11 protein-coding genes are annotated in these 17,004 nt (G+C 41.0%); 7 read left to right on the top strand and 4 right to left on the bottom strand.

Going from position 1 to position 17,004, the window contains the following annotated elements; genetic code table 11:
- Nucleotides 1-183: 183 nt before the first annotated feature.
- The 5 genes from H6G97_RS21410 to H6G97_RS21390 all read left to right on the top strand — a co-directional run bounded on the left by H6G97_RS21410 (nucleotide 184) and on the right by H6G97_RS21390 (nucleotide 6,084).
- On the top strand, nucleotides 184-1,242 hold the full coding sequence (locus H6G97_RS21410; protein WP_190942697.1) for a glycoside hydrolase family 26 protein: 1,059 nt from the start codon (nucleotides 184-186) through the stop codon (nucleotides 1,240-1,242).
- The gene (locus tag H6G97_RS21405) at nucleotides 1,243-2,844 is read left to right on the top strand and encodes a DUF3131 domain-containing protein (RefSeq protein ID WP_199349522.1); all 1,602 of its coding nucleotides are present in this window, start codon (nucleotides 1,243-1,245) and stop codon (nucleotides 2,842-2,844) included.
- Nucleotides 2,845-2,911: 67 nt separating this feature from the next.
- Nucleotides 2,912-4,891, top strand: coding sequence for a glycosyltransferase (locus tag H6G97_RS21400; protein ID WP_190942696.1), 1,980 nt, complete (start codon nucleotides 2,912-2,914; stop codon nucleotides 4,889-4,891).
- A 55-nt stretch (nucleotides 4,892-4,946) separates the two neighbouring features.
- Nucleotides 4,947-5,516, top strand: a complete 570-nt coding sequence (locus H6G97_RS21395) for a PIG-L deacetylase family protein (RefSeq protein ID WP_242055052.1) — start codon at nucleotides 4,947-4,949, stop codon at nucleotides 5,514-5,516.
- Between the two features lie 241 nt (nucleotides 5,517-5,757).
- On the top strand, nucleotides 5,758-6,084 hold the full coding sequence (locus tag H6G97_RS21390; protein ID WP_190942695.1) for an STAS domain-containing protein: 327 nt from the start codon (nucleotides 5,758-5,760) through the stop codon (nucleotides 6,082-6,084).
- A gap of 43 nt (nucleotides 6,085-6,127) precedes the next feature.
- Here H6G97_RS21390 and H6G97_RS21385 read toward each other — a convergent pair whose 3' ends face one another.
- Nucleotides 6,128-7,318, bottom strand: coding sequence for a PP2C family protein-serine/threonine phosphatase (locus H6G97_RS21385; RefSeq protein WP_190942694.1), 1,191 nt, complete (start codon nucleotides 7,316-7,318; stop codon nucleotides 6,128-6,130).
- 150 nt (nucleotides 7,319-7,468) lie between these two features.
- On the opposite strand from H6G97_RS21385, the gene H6G97_RS21380 reads away from it, so the two are divergent.
- On the top strand, nucleotides 7,469-7,885 hold the full coding sequence (locus H6G97_RS21380; RefSeq protein ID WP_190942693.1) for an ATP-binding protein: 417 nt from the start codon (nucleotides 7,469-7,471) through the stop codon (nucleotides 7,883-7,885).
- A 14-nt stretch (nucleotides 7,886-7,899) separates the two neighbouring features.
- Here the strand turns inward: H6G97_RS21380 and H6G97_RS21375 are convergent, their stop codons facing one another.
- On the bottom strand, nucleotides 7,900-12,591 hold the full coding sequence (locus H6G97_RS21375; protein WP_190942692.1) for a response regulator: 4,692 nt from the start codon (nucleotides 12,589-12,591) through the stop codon (nucleotides 7,900-7,902).
- 100 nt (nucleotides 12,592-12,691) lie between these two features.
- Entirely contained in the window at nucleotides 12,692-13,927 is a 1,236-nt protein-coding gene (locus H6G97_RS21370) for a hypothetical protein (protein WP_190942691.1), read from the bottom strand.
- Nucleotides 13,928-14,642: 715 nt separating this feature from the next.
- Between H6G97_RS21370 and H6G97_RS21365 the strand changes: the two genes are divergently transcribed.
- Entirely contained in the window at nucleotides 14,643-15,428 is a 786-nt protein-coding gene (locus H6G97_RS21365) for a DUF3598 family protein (RefSeq protein ID WP_190942690.1), read from the top strand.
- A gap of 193 nt (nucleotides 15,429-15,621) precedes the next feature.
- Here H6G97_RS21365 and H6G97_RS21360 read toward each other — a convergent pair whose 3' ends face one another.
- Nucleotides 15,622-16,851, bottom strand: a complete 1,230-nt coding sequence (locus tag H6G97_RS21360; protein ID WP_190942689.1) for a glutathione S-transferase family protein — start codon at nucleotides 16,849-16,851, stop codon at nucleotides 15,622-15,624.
- Nucleotides 16,852-17,004 lie beyond the last annotated feature (153 nt).

Below are 17,004 nucleotides of genomic sequence, written 5' to 3'. Positions count from 1 at the left end.
GCAACGGCAGGAGGAAGGAGTCACTTCCTCCTGTCTTTTCATTAAAATGCAACTCGCTGTAATTACAAAGCCATGTTTGTTATTAATCAGTTGTATTTGGGAATACTTGTACATGATGCAGTTAGTAGCTTGCACGAGTAACAGATATCTCGATTCAAAATCCCTAGTTATTCCTTCAAATCTATGAACAAGGTACGACTGGCGCTGACGATGCTGATTTTACTAGGAAGCATCTTTGCGAGTAAAAATCTCATGGCGATCGCTGATCCTTCAAAGCAACTCGAAAACCGAAAATTAAACCCAATTCGCAACCAAACAGCTTCCAATACTCCTGTACTCCTGGGGCTATACACTCCAGATTACATCGGAAGTCAAAGTACAATTGACAACCAATTGCGTCAAATCGATCAATGGGTTGGTAAGCGCCATTCTATTGCTGGATTTTTCTTTGATATCGAAGACTCAAATCCTGCCTACAACATCCCAGTTTCCTTAGAACAACTGAAGCGTAACGGATACACAGCCTTTATTAATCTCAAATCCACTCGTTCAGCAGCGCAGATTGCTAGGGGAGACATAGATAGTTCTCTGCAAAAAGTGGCAAAAGCGTACTCTGACTGGGCAAAACAAGGCGATAACCGTATTGCGTTTATTGCTCCATTACAAGAGATGAACATTCCTGGAGAAATATACAGCAAAGATCCGCAGAACTTCAAGTTAGCTTACCAACGTATCCAAAAGATATTTAAAGAAGCTGGTGTATCTTCAGAAGCAATCCGTTGGGTATTTGCACCTAATGGTTGGAGTGAAAACAATGAACATCGCTTTGAAAACTACTATCCTGGGGACAAGTCGGTAGATGTCGTTGCCTTTAGCGCCTACAACTGGGGGTATTGTAGTAATTCTTCTTGGAAACACTGGAGTAGCCCAAAAGAAGTTTTTGAACCATACATCAAGCGGATGAAGGTTATGGCTGGCAGTAAGCCGATTTTCATCGCTCAAACAGCTAGTACCAGTAATACACAAAATGGTTTGCCCAACACTGCCAAAGACCAATGGTTACGAGACTCTTACACTCAGCTAGCTGCGATGGGCGTGCGAGGCATTCTTTACTTCAATATTAATAAGGAATGTGATTGGGCAATTAACAGTAATAGCGGTAAATCTCCTGGTTATAAAGATGCGGTAAATAATCCGGCTTTCGGCTATTTATCGCCTGCTGAGTTGGCAAAGAAGATATAAATGGCAACAAGCGGCATCAAAAGCATGATTTTGCAATCAGTTTTGTACGCAACAACAAATCAACAACCCCTGCTTTGTCCGAGTCCTGCGGCATGGCAATATGCTACCCCATCTATCTATACGGTTCGGTTAACAAAGTCATCTGTTGAGGCGAGCAGGGGGAGCAGGGGGAGAAGAGAAGCAGGGGAAGAGAAATTGCTTAATAATAACTCTCTTGCCTCCCCTGATTATCCGAACCGTATTGCCCCATCTATAATCATTGCTGCCCCTGATAACTTTAACCCTGATATCCCAACACCACCGTCACAAACCGTTCCAAAACCTACTGCTCCTATAATCACGCCATTACCGCCAAAACCAAAACCGACACCACCACAACCAACTGCTACGCCAGAAAAACCTGCTACTCCAACGCCCACAACTTCTTTCCCACGGTTAACCCAAGAAGCGGATAAAATTGCTGCCGCGCGGGCTTGGAAATATTTTGAGCGTAACTGGAATCCCCAAACAGGTTTAGTAAATTCGGTAGACAACTTGCCTTGGACAACTTGGTGGGATCAGGGTAGCGCCTTATTAGGAATTCATGCGGCTTACCAGTTAGGGTTATTGCCGCAAGATGTTTTCCAAAAGCGAATGAACACATTGCTACAGACGTTGGAAAAACTGCCGCTACCTGCAACTGGTTTGCCCAACAAAGCTTATAGCACCCATACTGCCCAGATGCGTCATCTCAATGACACACCCGATCCCAAGGGTACAAGTGGTTGGTCAGCTTTGGATATGGCGCGATTTTTATTAGGATTGCATATTATGCGATCGCATTATCCAGAATATAGCGATCATATTAATCGCATCGTAACTCGTTGGCATACATCGAAACTTGTCAAAGATGGTTGGTTAAACGGTGCTATTCCTAGAGCAGGTAAACTTCTCGAAGTGCAAGAAGGGCGATTAGGCTACGAGCAATATGCTGCTCACAGTTTAAAGCTGTGGAATCTTCCAGCCACTAATGCTCTCTCTAATCCACCAGCCAAGATGGTTAAGGTTGATGGTGTTACGCTGCAAATTGACGAGCGTAATTTCAAAAATTCTGGAGCTACTAACTACTTGACAAATGACCCTTATTTACTCTGGGGTTTAGAAATAGGTTGGAATGATGCTGTTAAATCTCAAGTGCAAAACCTTTTAAAAGTGCAACAACAAAGGTTTAAACGCACTGGAATTTTAACTGCTGTAAATGAAGATTCTTTAGATCGTCCTCCTTACTTTCTGTATTACAGCGTCTACTCCAATGGTCAATCTTGGCAAGCTGTGAACACCAGTGGAAAAACCTATCCCCAATTACGGTTTGTCAGTACCAAAGCAGCATTTTCTTGGTTTGCGCTCATGCCAAATGAGCCTTATACGAAAAAACTGCGAGACTTCGCTCAAAATTTATCCGATAAAAATCGCGGCTATTTTTCAGGAAAGTATGAAAATTCCAAACTAGGTATTAATGCTTCAGTTGACATTAATACGAATGCGATCGTTTTAGAAAGTTTGCTTTACCAAGCCAGAGGTAGACATCCACTAGTGCTTGACCTTTCAAAAATTAAAAATTGAAAATTAAAGCAATTTAAGTTTTAATTTTTAATCATCAATTCTTAATCATCTTAATTACTGGTATAACATGACTTCAGTTTCTCTTATTGATAATTCTTCAAACTTTTCCGGCAACAGTCGCTCATCGCTCAAAAAAAGAACGCTGTTATTTCGCTACCTAGCAGAAATAAATTTAATTTTTGGGATCTGGTATTTGCAATGGCGCATCACCCATTCCATCAATTTTGATGCGCTCTGGATCTCGATTCCTTTGCTGATAGCAGAAATTTATAGCTATTTCGGCGGCGTAATGTTTGTAATTGGGTTGTGGCGTCCTTTGGTGCGACAGGTTAAGTCTCTCGACCAGATGATCCCACCTATACCCAGATCCGACTGGCCAACTGTGGATGTGTTTCTCACCTGCTACAACGAGCCGCCGGAAATTGTAGAAGAAACTGCCAAAGCTACTTTAGCGATAGATTATCCGCCAACAAAGTTACGAGTTTATGTATTGGATGATGGTAACTCGGCTGATATGCGAGCTATGACAGAAAGATTGTGTATCGAGGATTTGCAATCACCACAACTACAGCGAGAAGCAAATCGAATTGATGCAGAACACTCTAGCTTGTTGGAGCGCCTAAAGCAACTGGAAAATCTGACACCTAATACTCAAGCTGCTGAACAATGGTTGCAATCATCAGAATCAGAGGTGAAGCAGTTTGCTAGCGAATTTGTCCAAAGTCTGCGACAGTTTATTCTTTGGCTACCTCCACAGCATCAAAGTATTAGCGATCGCTTAACTACCGAACGAAAGGCCTTAGAAGCCGCTATTCGCAAAAAAGAACTAGAACTGCTCGAACTCTCCCGGTTTCGCTACATTGCTCGTCCCAAGACCCCTGGTGTAGCGCATCACGCTAAAGCAGGCAACATCAATTATGCAATCTTTTCTGGAGAAACGGCAGGAAATTTTATTGTTACTCTGGATGCCGACCACATCCCCAAGCCAAATTTTCTCAAGCGAGTTGTGCCTTATTTCTACACCTATAATCTTTCAACAGGAAAATACGACCAGAATCAAATTGCTTTTGTACAGACTCGCCAGGATTTTTACAATATTCCTCCAGGCGATCCTTTTGGACATAGAGCAAATTTATTTTATGGGCCACTTCAGCAAGGTAAAGATGGCATGAATGCTGCGTTCTATACGGGCACAAATGCGATATTGAGGCGTGAGGCATTAGTTAGCGTAGGACTGCAAAATTTTGCTGATGAATTTGCCAAAGATGAAAAACGTTTAGATGAATTTGATTTAGTTGGTGGGGTATCGAGTAATAGCATAACCGAAGATATGAATACAGCCATGCGTCTGCATAGTGCTGGCTGGAAATCAATTTATCACAATGAACTTTTGGCAGAAGGTTTAGCGCCAGATGACTTGAGTTCTACTCTTAAACAACGGCTACGCTGGGCACAAGGAACGATTCAAGTGCTAGTTAGGGAAAACCCACTGACAAAATCAGGTCTAAGCTTTTGGCAAAGGTTGCAATATTTTAAGACGATGTATAGTTATTTCTCTGGTTTTGCAACTCTGGTTTTTATTTCTTGTCCAATAATCTATTTTTTTACGGATATTGTTCCAGTTAAAACCTACGGTTCTGATTTTGCCATACACTTTTTCCCAGCTTTTATTATCAACCGCCTCACTTTTCTAGCAGCTACTTGGGGTATTCCAGCTAGAGAAGTTTGGCGCTCTGAACAATATGCGATCGCTTTATTCCCCTTATTAATCCAAGCTGTATGTAGTGTGTTTACAGGACAAAAAATAAATTTTCAAGTAACACCTAAACAACGCCAATTTGGTATTTATATTCGGTTGGTTTGGCCACAGTTAGCTGTCTTCATCCTTACTATATTGGGTATATTATGGAGTCTTTACCGCTTTGCAATTGGTCATCTAAATAATCCTTTAGTTCACCTATTAAATGGTGCATGGGCTATTTATAACTTGTTACTTTTGTGGGCTATCATCCGCGCATCTGTTTGGCAACCTCCGAAAGAGGTCTAAGAGGAACGTAGGGACAACTCTTAATTCCCTTATAAATTCAATCTAGAAAGCAGCCATGAACATAAATTCAGATTCAAAGAACTTTGACCAACAAACTGTCTTAACAATTTATGCTCATGCTGATGATGAAGTCTTACCTGCCGCTGGCACTCTCAGTTTGATGTCTAAGGCAGGATGGAATGTTCGTTGTTTAATTTTGACTGATGGCAGTTTTTCCAGTTCGCCTGTTAAGGGTACACGTCATCAAGAAGCAGATGCAGCTGGTAAAATCATCGGTGCAACTTACGAGTTTTATGCACTTGAGGAGTTTAATTTCTCAACCCAAGCAGTGATTAAAGTTACTGAAGAAGCTATTGGGCGTTGCCAACCGGATCTGATTATTACTCATGCACCACAACCTGAAAAATATGGACATAGAGATCATGAAGTGTGTGCAATCGCAGTTTCTAATGTTGCTACTCGCAAAAACATACCTTTATGGTATTCAGCACCACCTGTTTTTTTACGTGGTTTTGAACCCAACTTTTTTGTAGATATTACCTCTGTAATTGAGGAAAAAGTTGCAGCTATCGGTTGTTATGAATCAGAGTCAAATAAGGCATTTATGCAACTTGATGCATACTAGTTTTATCTCGTTTTTGGGCGCGAGAGTTAGGGCAAAAAGACGGTTATTTTGAAGCTTTTGAAATTTCCCGACAATGCGTGGATGCTAGCTTTTTTACTGCAATAGCTAATAATCGCCAAGCAATAAAAAACAGCTAATTATATATAAATGGCAAAATTATTATTATCTCTCTTGCAGTTTAGCTTAGGCCAATGCCAAAATATAAATACATATTTTCAAATCAAATAATAAGGTAAAAACCATGAATATGAGCGTGAAAGTACTAGAACTATCTGGAATTTTAGACGGAATTAGAGGTAATGAACTACGTCGTGAAGTTAGCGGTATTCTGGCAAATGGAGCCGATATTCTATTGCTTGACATGAAAGAAGTAAACTTTATCGATAGCTCAGGTTTGGGTGCTTTAGTATCAGCAATGCAAATGACACGAAATGCTAATGCTAAACTTTTTGTCTGTTCTATTAGCGATCAAGTCAGGATGTTGTTTGAATTGACTAAAATGGATAGAATTTTTCAAACTTTTGCTGACCAAGATGAATTTAATCGCCAAATATTGGCAACACAATAAGCAGCTAGGTCAGACAAAAGATGAATACGCACATTCGACTATGTTAACCGAAGTTAACTTTTACCAGAGATAAGTCATCTTCAAGATTATCTTGAGCATTTAAGGTGAGAATTTTTGCTAATAGTTGATTTAGGTTACAGCTATCTTTCAGGCTATATTCAGTTAGTAAGTCAATGAAAGCATCAATACCCCAAATTTTACCATCTGACTGATTAATTTCATAAGTACCATCACTAAAGATGTATAAAGTGCTATTTTCTTCGATCTCCAAAACAGCATCCTCAAATTGCACATTAGGTAAAAAGCCAATTGGTAAATCTAAGGAATTTAGCTGTTCAACTTGGATGCTGGCTGTAGAGGTATTAGATAACAACAAAGCTGGTGGATGTCCAGCGTTGGCATAAATGAGTTGACGTTTAGGGCGGTGATAAACTCCATACCAGATTGTGAAGTATTTATCACCGTGCTGCGTCATTTGAAAGGCGTGATTGAGGGCTTTTAGGACTTCACTAGGTTGGCAAAAGTTAGTATTCGGTAGAGATTGCGATCGCAAAACATTCAGCACGGATACAGATAGGAGGGCTGAACCTACGCCGTGGCCTGATACATCCAACAAATAAATTGCTAAATTATCCTCGTCGATCCAATGATGGTCGAAGCAATCACCCCCTAGCTGTGCTGAGGGAATAAACAGATTTTCTGTAGTTACTGCTCCTACAAGTGGTGAGGGTAGAAGCGATCGCACATAATCAGCAGCCTCTGACAATTCTGCTTCCAAAATTTGCTTTTGGGTTTGTAAATCTTGATTTAGTGTCTCCAAAGCTTTTTTTTGACTTTGTAAGTCCTGATTTACCTGGTGTAATCTTAGCCCTGCTCTTAGCCGTGCTTTCAATTCATTCATCTCTATTGGTTTAGAGATAAACTCATCTGCTCCAGCGTCAAGTCCCTTAACTCTATCTTCCTCCTCTCCTCGAGCTGCTCCCCTAGCCGTCAATAGAATAAAAAAAGTAGTTGCCAACTCTGGATCTTTTCTAATTTGACGACACACTTCTAACCCATCTAACTGGGACATCATCCAGTCACAGATAATCAGAGCAGGATGTAATAATTGTGCTTGTGTAATACCTTCCGCGCCATTGCTGGCTACAGTGATATCATAACCTTGGTTTTGGAGTGTTCTTTTCAGTACTGCCCGCACTATAGGGTCATCATCAATAACCAGAATTTTAAACATAAATTAAATTTTGCTAACTAGAATGAGAATTAAGTAATTGCTCTAATTCAACTTATATGCAATTTAGTTGAGAATGTATAGTGAAATTACTCAAATTAAGTAAATTCATTAGCGAATATGATGATCTCAAAATATTTTATTGGTTAAGAAGTGAAAAATAAAATTTATCTAAGAGTAAATACAGACTTGAAAGCGTCGCCTCAAGTGTTGTCTTGGTTCGAGCAGATGAATCAACCACCTATTCCCGATAAAAAAATTTGGTGGCAATGTCAAACTCTGATGATGGAAGGCTTTACTAACATTGTTGAACATGCCCATAGAAAATTACCAATTGAAACTCCTATTGAGATAGAAGCTGTGCGGTTAGATAAATACATAGAAATTCGTATTTGGTCTCAAGGCGAACCCTTTGACTTAGAGCGAAAATTGCAACAAACGTCTGAATTTGAGGATAATGAGCAAGAGCGCGGTCGTGGTTTAAAAATCATGTCTGTTATTGCCGACAAGCTGAGTTATGAGCCGACGGGAGATAATCGTTACTGTTTATTTATTAGTAAATATTATTAAAATTACAGTAGCAGTTATGAGTCAAGACTCCTGATTAAAAATTCTTGAATGCGTTTAACAAGCTCTTCTAAGTCTGAAATTAAGTTAGTCGTACCTCGACGCTCTTGATTGCGGGCTAGTTCTTCTAGCTTTTCTACGGCTAGATGCATCTTTGTCGCTCCAACATTAGCACTAGCACCTTTAATTTGATGGACTTCTTGCGCTAATTTTCCAAAATCATTAGTAGCGATCGCTATTTTAATTAGCTCTATCCGAGGCTGAATATCTTCAACAAATATTTGCAGTAGTTCCAATTCAAATTCTGGATTATTCTCCGAGAGTTGATGCAAACGTTCCCATTGAATTGGCAGGTCAACTGAATCTACAACTGTTGTAGAAGCTTTCTGCTCTAAGACAACTGTTTGTTTTTCCATAAATATCACGTTTCCCCAACGCTCCAGCGCCGCAGCCAATTTATCTTTAATTACAGGCTTGCTTAGATAGTCATTCATTCCGGCATCTAGACACATTTGTTGATCTTCTTTCATGGCATTAGCTGTCATCGCAATTACTACAGGACGACGACCACTGACAAAGCTACTTTCTTGCCAACGATGAATTTCTTTTGTGGTTTCGAAACCGTCGAGAACTGGCATTTGGCAATCCATCAGAATTAAATCGTAGGATATTTGTTCTAATAACTGCAAAACTTCTTTCCCATTACCAGCGACATCAGCGCTATAACCCAGGCTTTGGAGTTGCTTCAAGGCAACTTTTTGATTCACCAGATTATCTTCAGCTAAGAGAATTTTAAGTTTAGGAGAGTCAGGGAGAGGAGGATGATAGTTCTTGTTGTTTTCGTACTTTTTGGCTTTTAACTCCTGACTCCTATTAGCATGAGGCATAGCCCATTCTGACTCCTCTTGCTCCATCTGCGTTCCTAAAACAGTCATAATGGTATCGAGGAGTCGGGATGGCTTAACGGGTTTGACCAAATAAGCTGCAAATCCTATTTTTAGCGCCCGTTGGATTTCATCACGTTGATTAGTAGAGGTAAGCATAATCAAAGGTAGCTCTGCGATCGCTGAATCTGCCTTAATTTGTTCTCCCAAAGTCATGCCATCTATTTCTGGCATTTGCATATCAATCACAGCAACGTCATAGAGATTATTTTGCTGGGCAGCCTCCTGAATAGCTTGGAGGGCAGTAGCAGCCGAAGCAGCCTGATCTACCAGCATTCCCCAACGAGTAGCTTGATGGTAGATGATTTTGCGATTAGTAGTATTATCATCCACTACTAACAAGCGCCGATTAGTCAGAAGTCCGCCTTCGCTTTCTAAGGAAATAGGGTGAAGTTGCTTGGCAAAAGTTACTTCAAACCAAAACTTAGATCCTTTGCCTAACCGACTTTCTACACCGATTTCTCCTCCCATTAAGCTCACCAGTTGCTTGCAGATGGCTAATCCCAAACCTGTGCCGCCATATTTGCGGGTGGTGGAAGCATCTACTTGGGTAAATGGCGTAAAGAGTTTGCATTGGTCTTCAGAAGTAATGCCAAGACCGGTATCTGTGATGGCAAAACAAATGGTGGTTGTAGTCGAGCTTTGCGATCGCAATTCTGCTCGTAATACTACCTCTCCATTACTGGTGAACTTGATCGCATTGCTGATTAAATTCATGAGAATTTGCCGCAGGCGGCCAGCATCACCTTGCAGATGGGTGGGGACATTGGGATAGATTAACGCGGCAATTTCTAATCCTTTATTATGGGCTGGGGGAGCCAACAATTCCAATACCTCTTCCACACAGGTAGATAAGTCAAAATCTAGAGTTTCTAGTGCCATTTCCCCAGCTTCAAGTTTGGATAGATCCAAAATTTCGTTGATTAAGCTTAAGAGAGCGTCTCCACTAATGCGAATTGTTTCAATGAAATCCTGTTGCTCCGGGTTTAGAGGAGTTTCTAACATTAATCCTGTCATGCCCAACACAGCATTCATCGGAGTTCGGATTTCATGGCTCATGTTCGCCAGAAAAGCACTTTTGGTTTTAGAAGCTAATTCAGCTTGATGACGGGCTACTTCAAGTTCTCGTCGCTGTTGAGTTTCGGCGTATAACATTTGGGCTTGGGCTAAGGCAATACCTACTTGGTCAGCGATTTGCTGTAAAAGATGAGTTTCAAAGCTAGACCATTGGCGAGAACTGCCGCACTGATGGACAATCAGCAAACCGCAGAGTTCTTCTTTGACAAGAATGGGTATGACCAAATTGGACTTAACTCCAAATTGTTGCAGTAATTCTATGTGGCTTTTTTGGAGTTCAACCATATCTAAGTCAGCAAACTCCAGATTCCGTTTTTGACGATACTGCTGTAGATAGTACTGTTGTGTATATTCTGCTTGAAAGTAAGTATCGACTAGCTTTTTCTCTTTGATTGCCAGCCAGCCAGAAACTACTGCCTCAACGATGGTGGCTCCAGAAGCGTCTGCCAAAGGTTGATAAATCAAAACTCGGTCGCTATGGAGAATTTTTTGTACCTCCGTAACAGTGATTTGGAGAATTTCTTTGATTTGCAAAGACTGACGAATCTTGAGGGTGATTTCCGTAAATAGTTGCGATCGCAAGTTTTGGCGTTGGAGTTCTTCTTCTGCCTGCTTGCGCTCAATAAATTGCCCTACTTGCTCACCAATAGAATTCATGACTGTTGCTAAATCTGGATCAGCTTGCTGAATCTCATGGCTAAAGCAGGTAATGACACCAAGAATTTTTTTACCTGCACGGATTGGAAAGCCGAAAGCTCCATGCAGTTTTGCTTGGGCAGCGATTTGAGAGCGCATAAAATACTGTTCTTTAACAACATCAGCGATCCACACAGGTTCGGCACTAGCCCAGATCCGACCAGGCAGCCCAATTCCTGGTGCAAACGTAGTCTGCCGACTCAAGATGTCAAATTCTTGCATTTCGTAGGAAATTTCATACCATGTATTTAGCAAACGTAGTAGATTGGCTTGCTGATCTACTATCCAAAATTCACTAAAATTCCATCCCAAACTTTCGCAGATTCCTTGCAGGATTTGGGGCATGGCTTCATTGATTGTAGTTGACTCTGCTAAGACGCGGGTTGTAGAATACTGTGCTTTCAAATGTTGTTCAGTTCGTTTGCGTAAACGAAGCTCTTGGTGAACATCACTAATGTCAATACCCGTGGCAACAATGTACTCAACAGAACCCTCATAATTTTGCAAGGTAGTGTTAGTCCAGGCAATCAGCCGCCGACTGCCATCCTTGCTTACCCAATAGTTTTCGTATTCTTGGGGCGCTTCACCAGAGCGCAACTGCTCAAAAATTGCTTTAACTTGCTCAACCTGTTCAGGAAGTAAAAACAGGTTCCAGAAATGCCTTCCTCTTACCTCATCAAATGAGTAACCAGTTGTTTGTTCACAAGCTTGATTGAAGCGAACAATTTGCCCTTGTGTGTCAAGAACTATTACCAAAGCACTGGCTGTATTAACGACTGCGGAGATAAAGTTGCGTTCTGTGTTTAGTGTTTCCTCTGTTAATTTACGCTCGCTGACCTCACGAGAAATGAAATAGTAGACTATAGCCAGAATGAGAAAACTTAGACAAATAGCGAGCGCAAGTGTCAAAATCGTGTTTTTAGCACTGGCATTTGCAGCTTGTGACTGCTGTTGAAGCAACCTTTTATCCTCATTCTCTATCTCATAAATGATCTTGCGGATATCATCCATGAGATGTTTTCCCTGATTTGTCTGGATTACCTGCAACGCCGCCTCGAACCCCTGATTTTGACGCAGGTATATAGTCTGCTTGAGTATGGCAAGTCTTGCAGCTATCAGAGATTCAAGGGTGGCAAACTGCTTTTGTTGACTAGGTTGATCTGCAATTAAATTCTTCAATTCTGCAATTTTTGGATCGATGCTTCCAACTACTGCTTGATAAGGTTCCAGATAAGTTTCTTGTCCAGTGAGGATATAACCGCGCTGTCCAGTCTCAGCATCCTTCATCTCGGACAGTAATTCTTCCAGTTTATTGATTTTCTCTTGGGTTTCTCGTACCTGATTACTTGTATTAATCAATATACGTGTATTTTGATAAGAAATCACGCCAATCAAAACTAAAATTGCCGATGCTAACCCAAACCCTCCGGCTATTTTTTTAAAAAATTGTTTACGTCCCTTCTGTGCCTGTTTGCCTGTATCACTCGCCAATACTAAACTTGCTAAAGTGCGCCGCATTTCTAGTTGCTTGATTACTTGACGGACTAGAATTCGTAATGCTTCAACTTGTTCGGGAGAAAGGTTTCTTGGTACATGGTCAATTACGCAAAGTGTTCCTAGTGCATATCCTTCAGGGTTAGTCAATGGGATACCAGCATAAAACCGAACATTCGGGCCAGAGGTAACTAGCGGATTTGTAGCAAACCTTTCGTCTACTGTGGCATCAGGCACAATAAAAACTTCAGGTTGCATAATAGCATGGGCGCAGAATGCCACATTTCGGGGGGTTTCTAGAGCATCCAAACCAACTTTAGACTTGAACCACTGGCGATCGCTATCAACTAAACTGATTAAGGAAATGGGAGTTCCACAAATATATGAGGCTAAACGGGTGAGATCGTCAAAGGCAGCTTCCGAAGGAGTATCGAGGATCTTATACTCCAAAAGAGATTCGATTCGCTGTGTTTCGTTATCAGGTAATGGTGCTTTCATTCTTCAGGCTTATACAATTTTAGATTTTAGATTTTGGATTTTGGATTATTTATAGGGTTTACCTTCTGCCCCCTGCCTCCTGCCTCCTGCCCCCTGCCTCCTAAAATTTGACCCGTAACTGTCCTGTCAAAGAATTACCACCATAGGCACTTCCCCCCGTTTCTTGATTTCGGACATTACTAAAGCTATAGCCAAGGTCTGCCTCTATATTTGGTGAAACCTTTGCTGTACACCGCGTTTGATAGGTATAGGCGTTGTCAAATTCTCCTTTAAGTCGCTGCTGTCCTAAGTTAGCAGCGAGGCGACAACGTAAAAAATTAGCAATATCTCCTTCCCAAGCCACCTCAGCGTTGTAAACTAGAAAATCTGGTGGGGAAAAATAGCCACTTGTGCGTTCTAAATCGCGATCGAAACTCCAACTGAATAAGTTAGCTGCCAGAGAAAACTGTCCGAACTTGCGCTCTAACCTACTAAATGATTGCACCTCGGAATTATTATCGTTGTAACTACCCAAACGCAATGATGAAAACAAACTGGTGTTACGGTCAATCTGCCAGTATAAATCAGGCCCAAATCGCCAAGCAGTAATTTGATTGTCTAAAGTTCGGGCATTAGATTTATAAGGCCCTTGTTCTAAATTACCTGACAGTACTACTGCCGATAGCAATTGACCAGATGACGAAACTTGCGGCGGCGAAATGGGAACATCGACCTTAGCATTGAGATTGATAGCTGTAGGTAAACGATTGAACACATCTACTCCGGCTGCTGTTTGCAGAGTTACTTGCCCAATTTTTCCCTGCCATCCAACTTGTAAGGGAAAATTCGTTACTGATTCAACACCGCGTTGCTCAAAGAAGTTATAACCTGTCTTGAAAAATATTTTATTGCCATTACTCAATCGAAACTGAACCGTTGGTTCAAAAAAGAAGTTGGTTTGGCCAAAGTTATCTGTGTCATAGCGATAGTTTGTATGAATGCTTTCCAAAACTGCATCCGGGGTTCTTAGTTCGGTGGAAGTTTTTGGTGGGCTAGAATTTTGGGGTGGTTCGGGTAGCACTGGCGGTGGCGGTAATCGCAAATCAGGATTGAAGTTTTCAGGTGCCGCCATCAAAATAGGTGTTGGCTTAGGATTTACCTTGGGTATACCCTCAGTCAATTCTGAAGGTGATTGCCAGGTCTGATGTGCTTGGGCAGCTTGTAACTTAGCTTCTGAAAATGTCCAAATCCCTACGCTCGAGATTAATCCCAATTGAATCTGTAGGCATCCCCAAATCAACCGAGTGTAAAAACTATGTCGAGAAATAAAGAGATAAAGTATAAAACTATCTGCCATAGGTCGATACTGTCGATACTATAGTTGTAAATAAAAAAACTTGCTGCCAAAAAGTTTTCTGGCTGCTAGCTGATCTATTCGGCTTGGAATTATGATGCCCAAAATATATGGTTGTTAAGACATAGCGAAGGAAAAAAGGCAGAAATGGAGGAGATAGGGAAGTATGACTGTTTTAATTCAGGAGGCAGGAGGAACCCATGTTTCAAAACATGGGATTATAGTAAAGATACTTTGTATCTTGTGCTACGCGTATTGAGCTAATTATTTTTTTGACTGGGCTTTATACCCAGAGCTAAATTTTTTTCCTTCTGTCTCCTGCCTTCTGCCCCCTGCCTTTCTTTGTAAGTTAAATTATTCAATAGTATAAAATAGCTTAATTTTCCATTCCGCAGTCAATAGTGATCACAATGGGGAACTACGGAAAACAAAGAGTAAAAAAGAATAAAATCAAATAGTTAATTATTCATTAAAAATCGCAGATCCTACCAAGAAAAACCCTGGTGTAACCTATCAAAATTTCCGTGGCGAGATTTCAGCAAAAGCGTTGTTTTGCTTGATATCAGCGCAAATCCCGCCGTCTCGCTGTCAAATGTGAATGTCAAAAAGTTTACTTTGATGCATTCATTCTATTATTTCATTGCCGTTGGTAATTTGATATACTTCATAATACTATTTTTAACAAAGAAATTTTAAATATACAAAGGACACAAATATTATGGATGTAAAAGAACGAAATTGGAATTACTTTACTAACCATTTGCTTAATTGGCATGGAATTTGGACGCGATATACACCAGAAGGTGATGTCAAAGAATCCTTTCAAAGTCTGAGAAGTTTTAAAAGCAATCCAGATAAGACTGAAATCGTCCATACCAATACTTATATTTATGCAAATGGCGAAAACAAGCAAGAAAGCTGGGAATTTAATTTTCTGTCAAATAGCTTATATAATGGACTTTTTCACCCATCACGCGAGACGATGCGAGGATATTTCTTTGCTTCCGGTCATGCTAGTTGGGCAGCAGTGAAATTACAACCTAGCTCGTATTTTGGGATAGAATTGTTCTTTCGATATGAAGATTTACGCCATAGTGTAGGTATTGTTTATGACGAGAAGGGAAACTTATTTCATATAGCAAATATTCGTGAAGATTCTAATGAATTACCTAGTAAATATTGGTCAGATGAATTAAATCAATTACCAGAACGGGACTTCAGTGGTAATTGGCAAGGGATATCTATGACTATTACTCCCAATTTGAAGATTTCCGAGCCAATAGTAACTCAATTTAATTGGCATAGAGAAGGGCATAAATATTACTACTTACCTGACGGTGTTTCTGTTAATTGTCCTAGTTCAATCAGTATAGGCGCTCCATTTTCTATAATCGCTAATTGGTTAATTAATAATTACGAAATGCATCAACTAATTGCTAATTATGATGAAATGGGAGTCTTTTCTTCGCTGACCCTAGAAACATTCCTGCTCTCCAATGTTTAATATTAAGCTCCACTAACATTTAATTAGTAGAGCTTAATAAATTTGCTTTAATTAGGGGAGCATTTTATGGAAATTAGAAACCAAAGAAAAACTTGAAGAATTTTTCAAGCAAGCATTTCCTCAACTCTCCCTAAAAAATTATTTCTCCTGAAGAAATAGCCAAATTTACATGATGGGTCGATTGGGTTAAAGGTCAAACTGGGAGTGTGTTTGTCGGTTTGTTGACAAAGTTAGACGGGTCTTGATCTCGTCGATGCTTAGTGGGAATGGGGGCTGGCTGCCCATCACCTGCAAGGGCTGCGGTTTTCTCTAGGGATTCCCTCAATCGCTTGGCTGCGTAGATGGACATATCTCGTGGTACATTAATGCGATCGCGCAAATATCGGAGAGCAACATCAGATCCCGATGGAGGTACACAGTCCTCACCTGTCATCATGTGTGTTAAAGCACAACGTAGCGCTTGATCAAACAATTTATCATCTAAGGGGTTGACTCGGATAATATTAACGCGGTGTTCGATAGTTCGTTGAAGAGCTTCCATGCGGGAGTTTTCGGGTTCTGGATAAGTAACATCTGGTAGCCCGAACCAAGGGCCGTTATCCACCCGCGCTTTATTGAGAAGCATCTGGGTTTCGCCGTTTTCCCAACAGCCCCCCATCTGTGGCGGCAAATCATGTACGTGGGTGTGAAAGTCGCTCTGGGTACCGCAATAAGTCGGTCGGCTTTCCATTGCCGCAAACCATGCGCTCAAGCGGGGGTTTTGCGATGATCGCAGCGAGTAGCCCTTGTAGTAGTAAAGGCTCGCATTCATCCGTTCAAGATATGGCGTAAAAATGACATCGACGATGCCGAACCTATCTAGAAAGTAAGGGCTTGGGGTGCGACCAAGAGCCTCCTCGACTCTAGCCACCACTCCGATAAATTGTTCTCGGTTGCGTTGTTCTTGTTGAGAGGAACCTGTTTTAGAGCATAGCCAAACGCACCAGGCTCTAAATAAAAGTCGTTCTAATTGACGTAGAGGAAGCACTGTATAGTCTTCCATCCCTTGGCTCAATGGAGCAAAAACCTTTTCCAAAGCGATCAAAATGTCATCGCTTTCCTTAATAATCCGTCCATCTAGCTCGATCGCGGGGAGCATTCCTGATGGTACCTTACGTTTGTACCAACTTTCTTTTTCCCCATAGCAGAACATTGTCACTTTTTCGATGCGGTAGGGGATCTGTTTTTCCTCTAGCCATAACCAAACTTTTTGACAGTAAGGACACCAAGCGTGGTTATCGCGGTACAGCGTTACCCGCACATCAGATTCTGGCTGACCAAACAAGCGCAACCTGGCTCTAGCGTTGGTGAGACCATTAACGGTATCTATTTGATAGTCCGTGAGGGTTTCTAGTTCTTCCCAGCTTAAGGGTGCAGTAGTCATAGGGGGAATGGCGTAGGGCAATGTTCTGGATGTATTTTGATAATGTATTAATTAAATCATCTTAAGTTTGGCTAACCTCAGCGTTTTTTTCTCACTTGTGAGAAATCTGGGTAGAGCAAACAGATATAAATGCTTACTATTTTGTAAGTATAA

Source organism: Nostoc flagelliforme FACHB-838, assembly GCF_014698065.1.
Taxonomy (GTDB): Bacteria; Cyanobacteriota; Cyanobacteriia; order Cyanobacteriales; family Nostocaceae; genus Nostoc; species Nostoc flagelliforme_B.
Note: the sequence above shows the minus strand (reverse complement) of the source record. Positions and strands in the feature narration are given on the sequence as shown.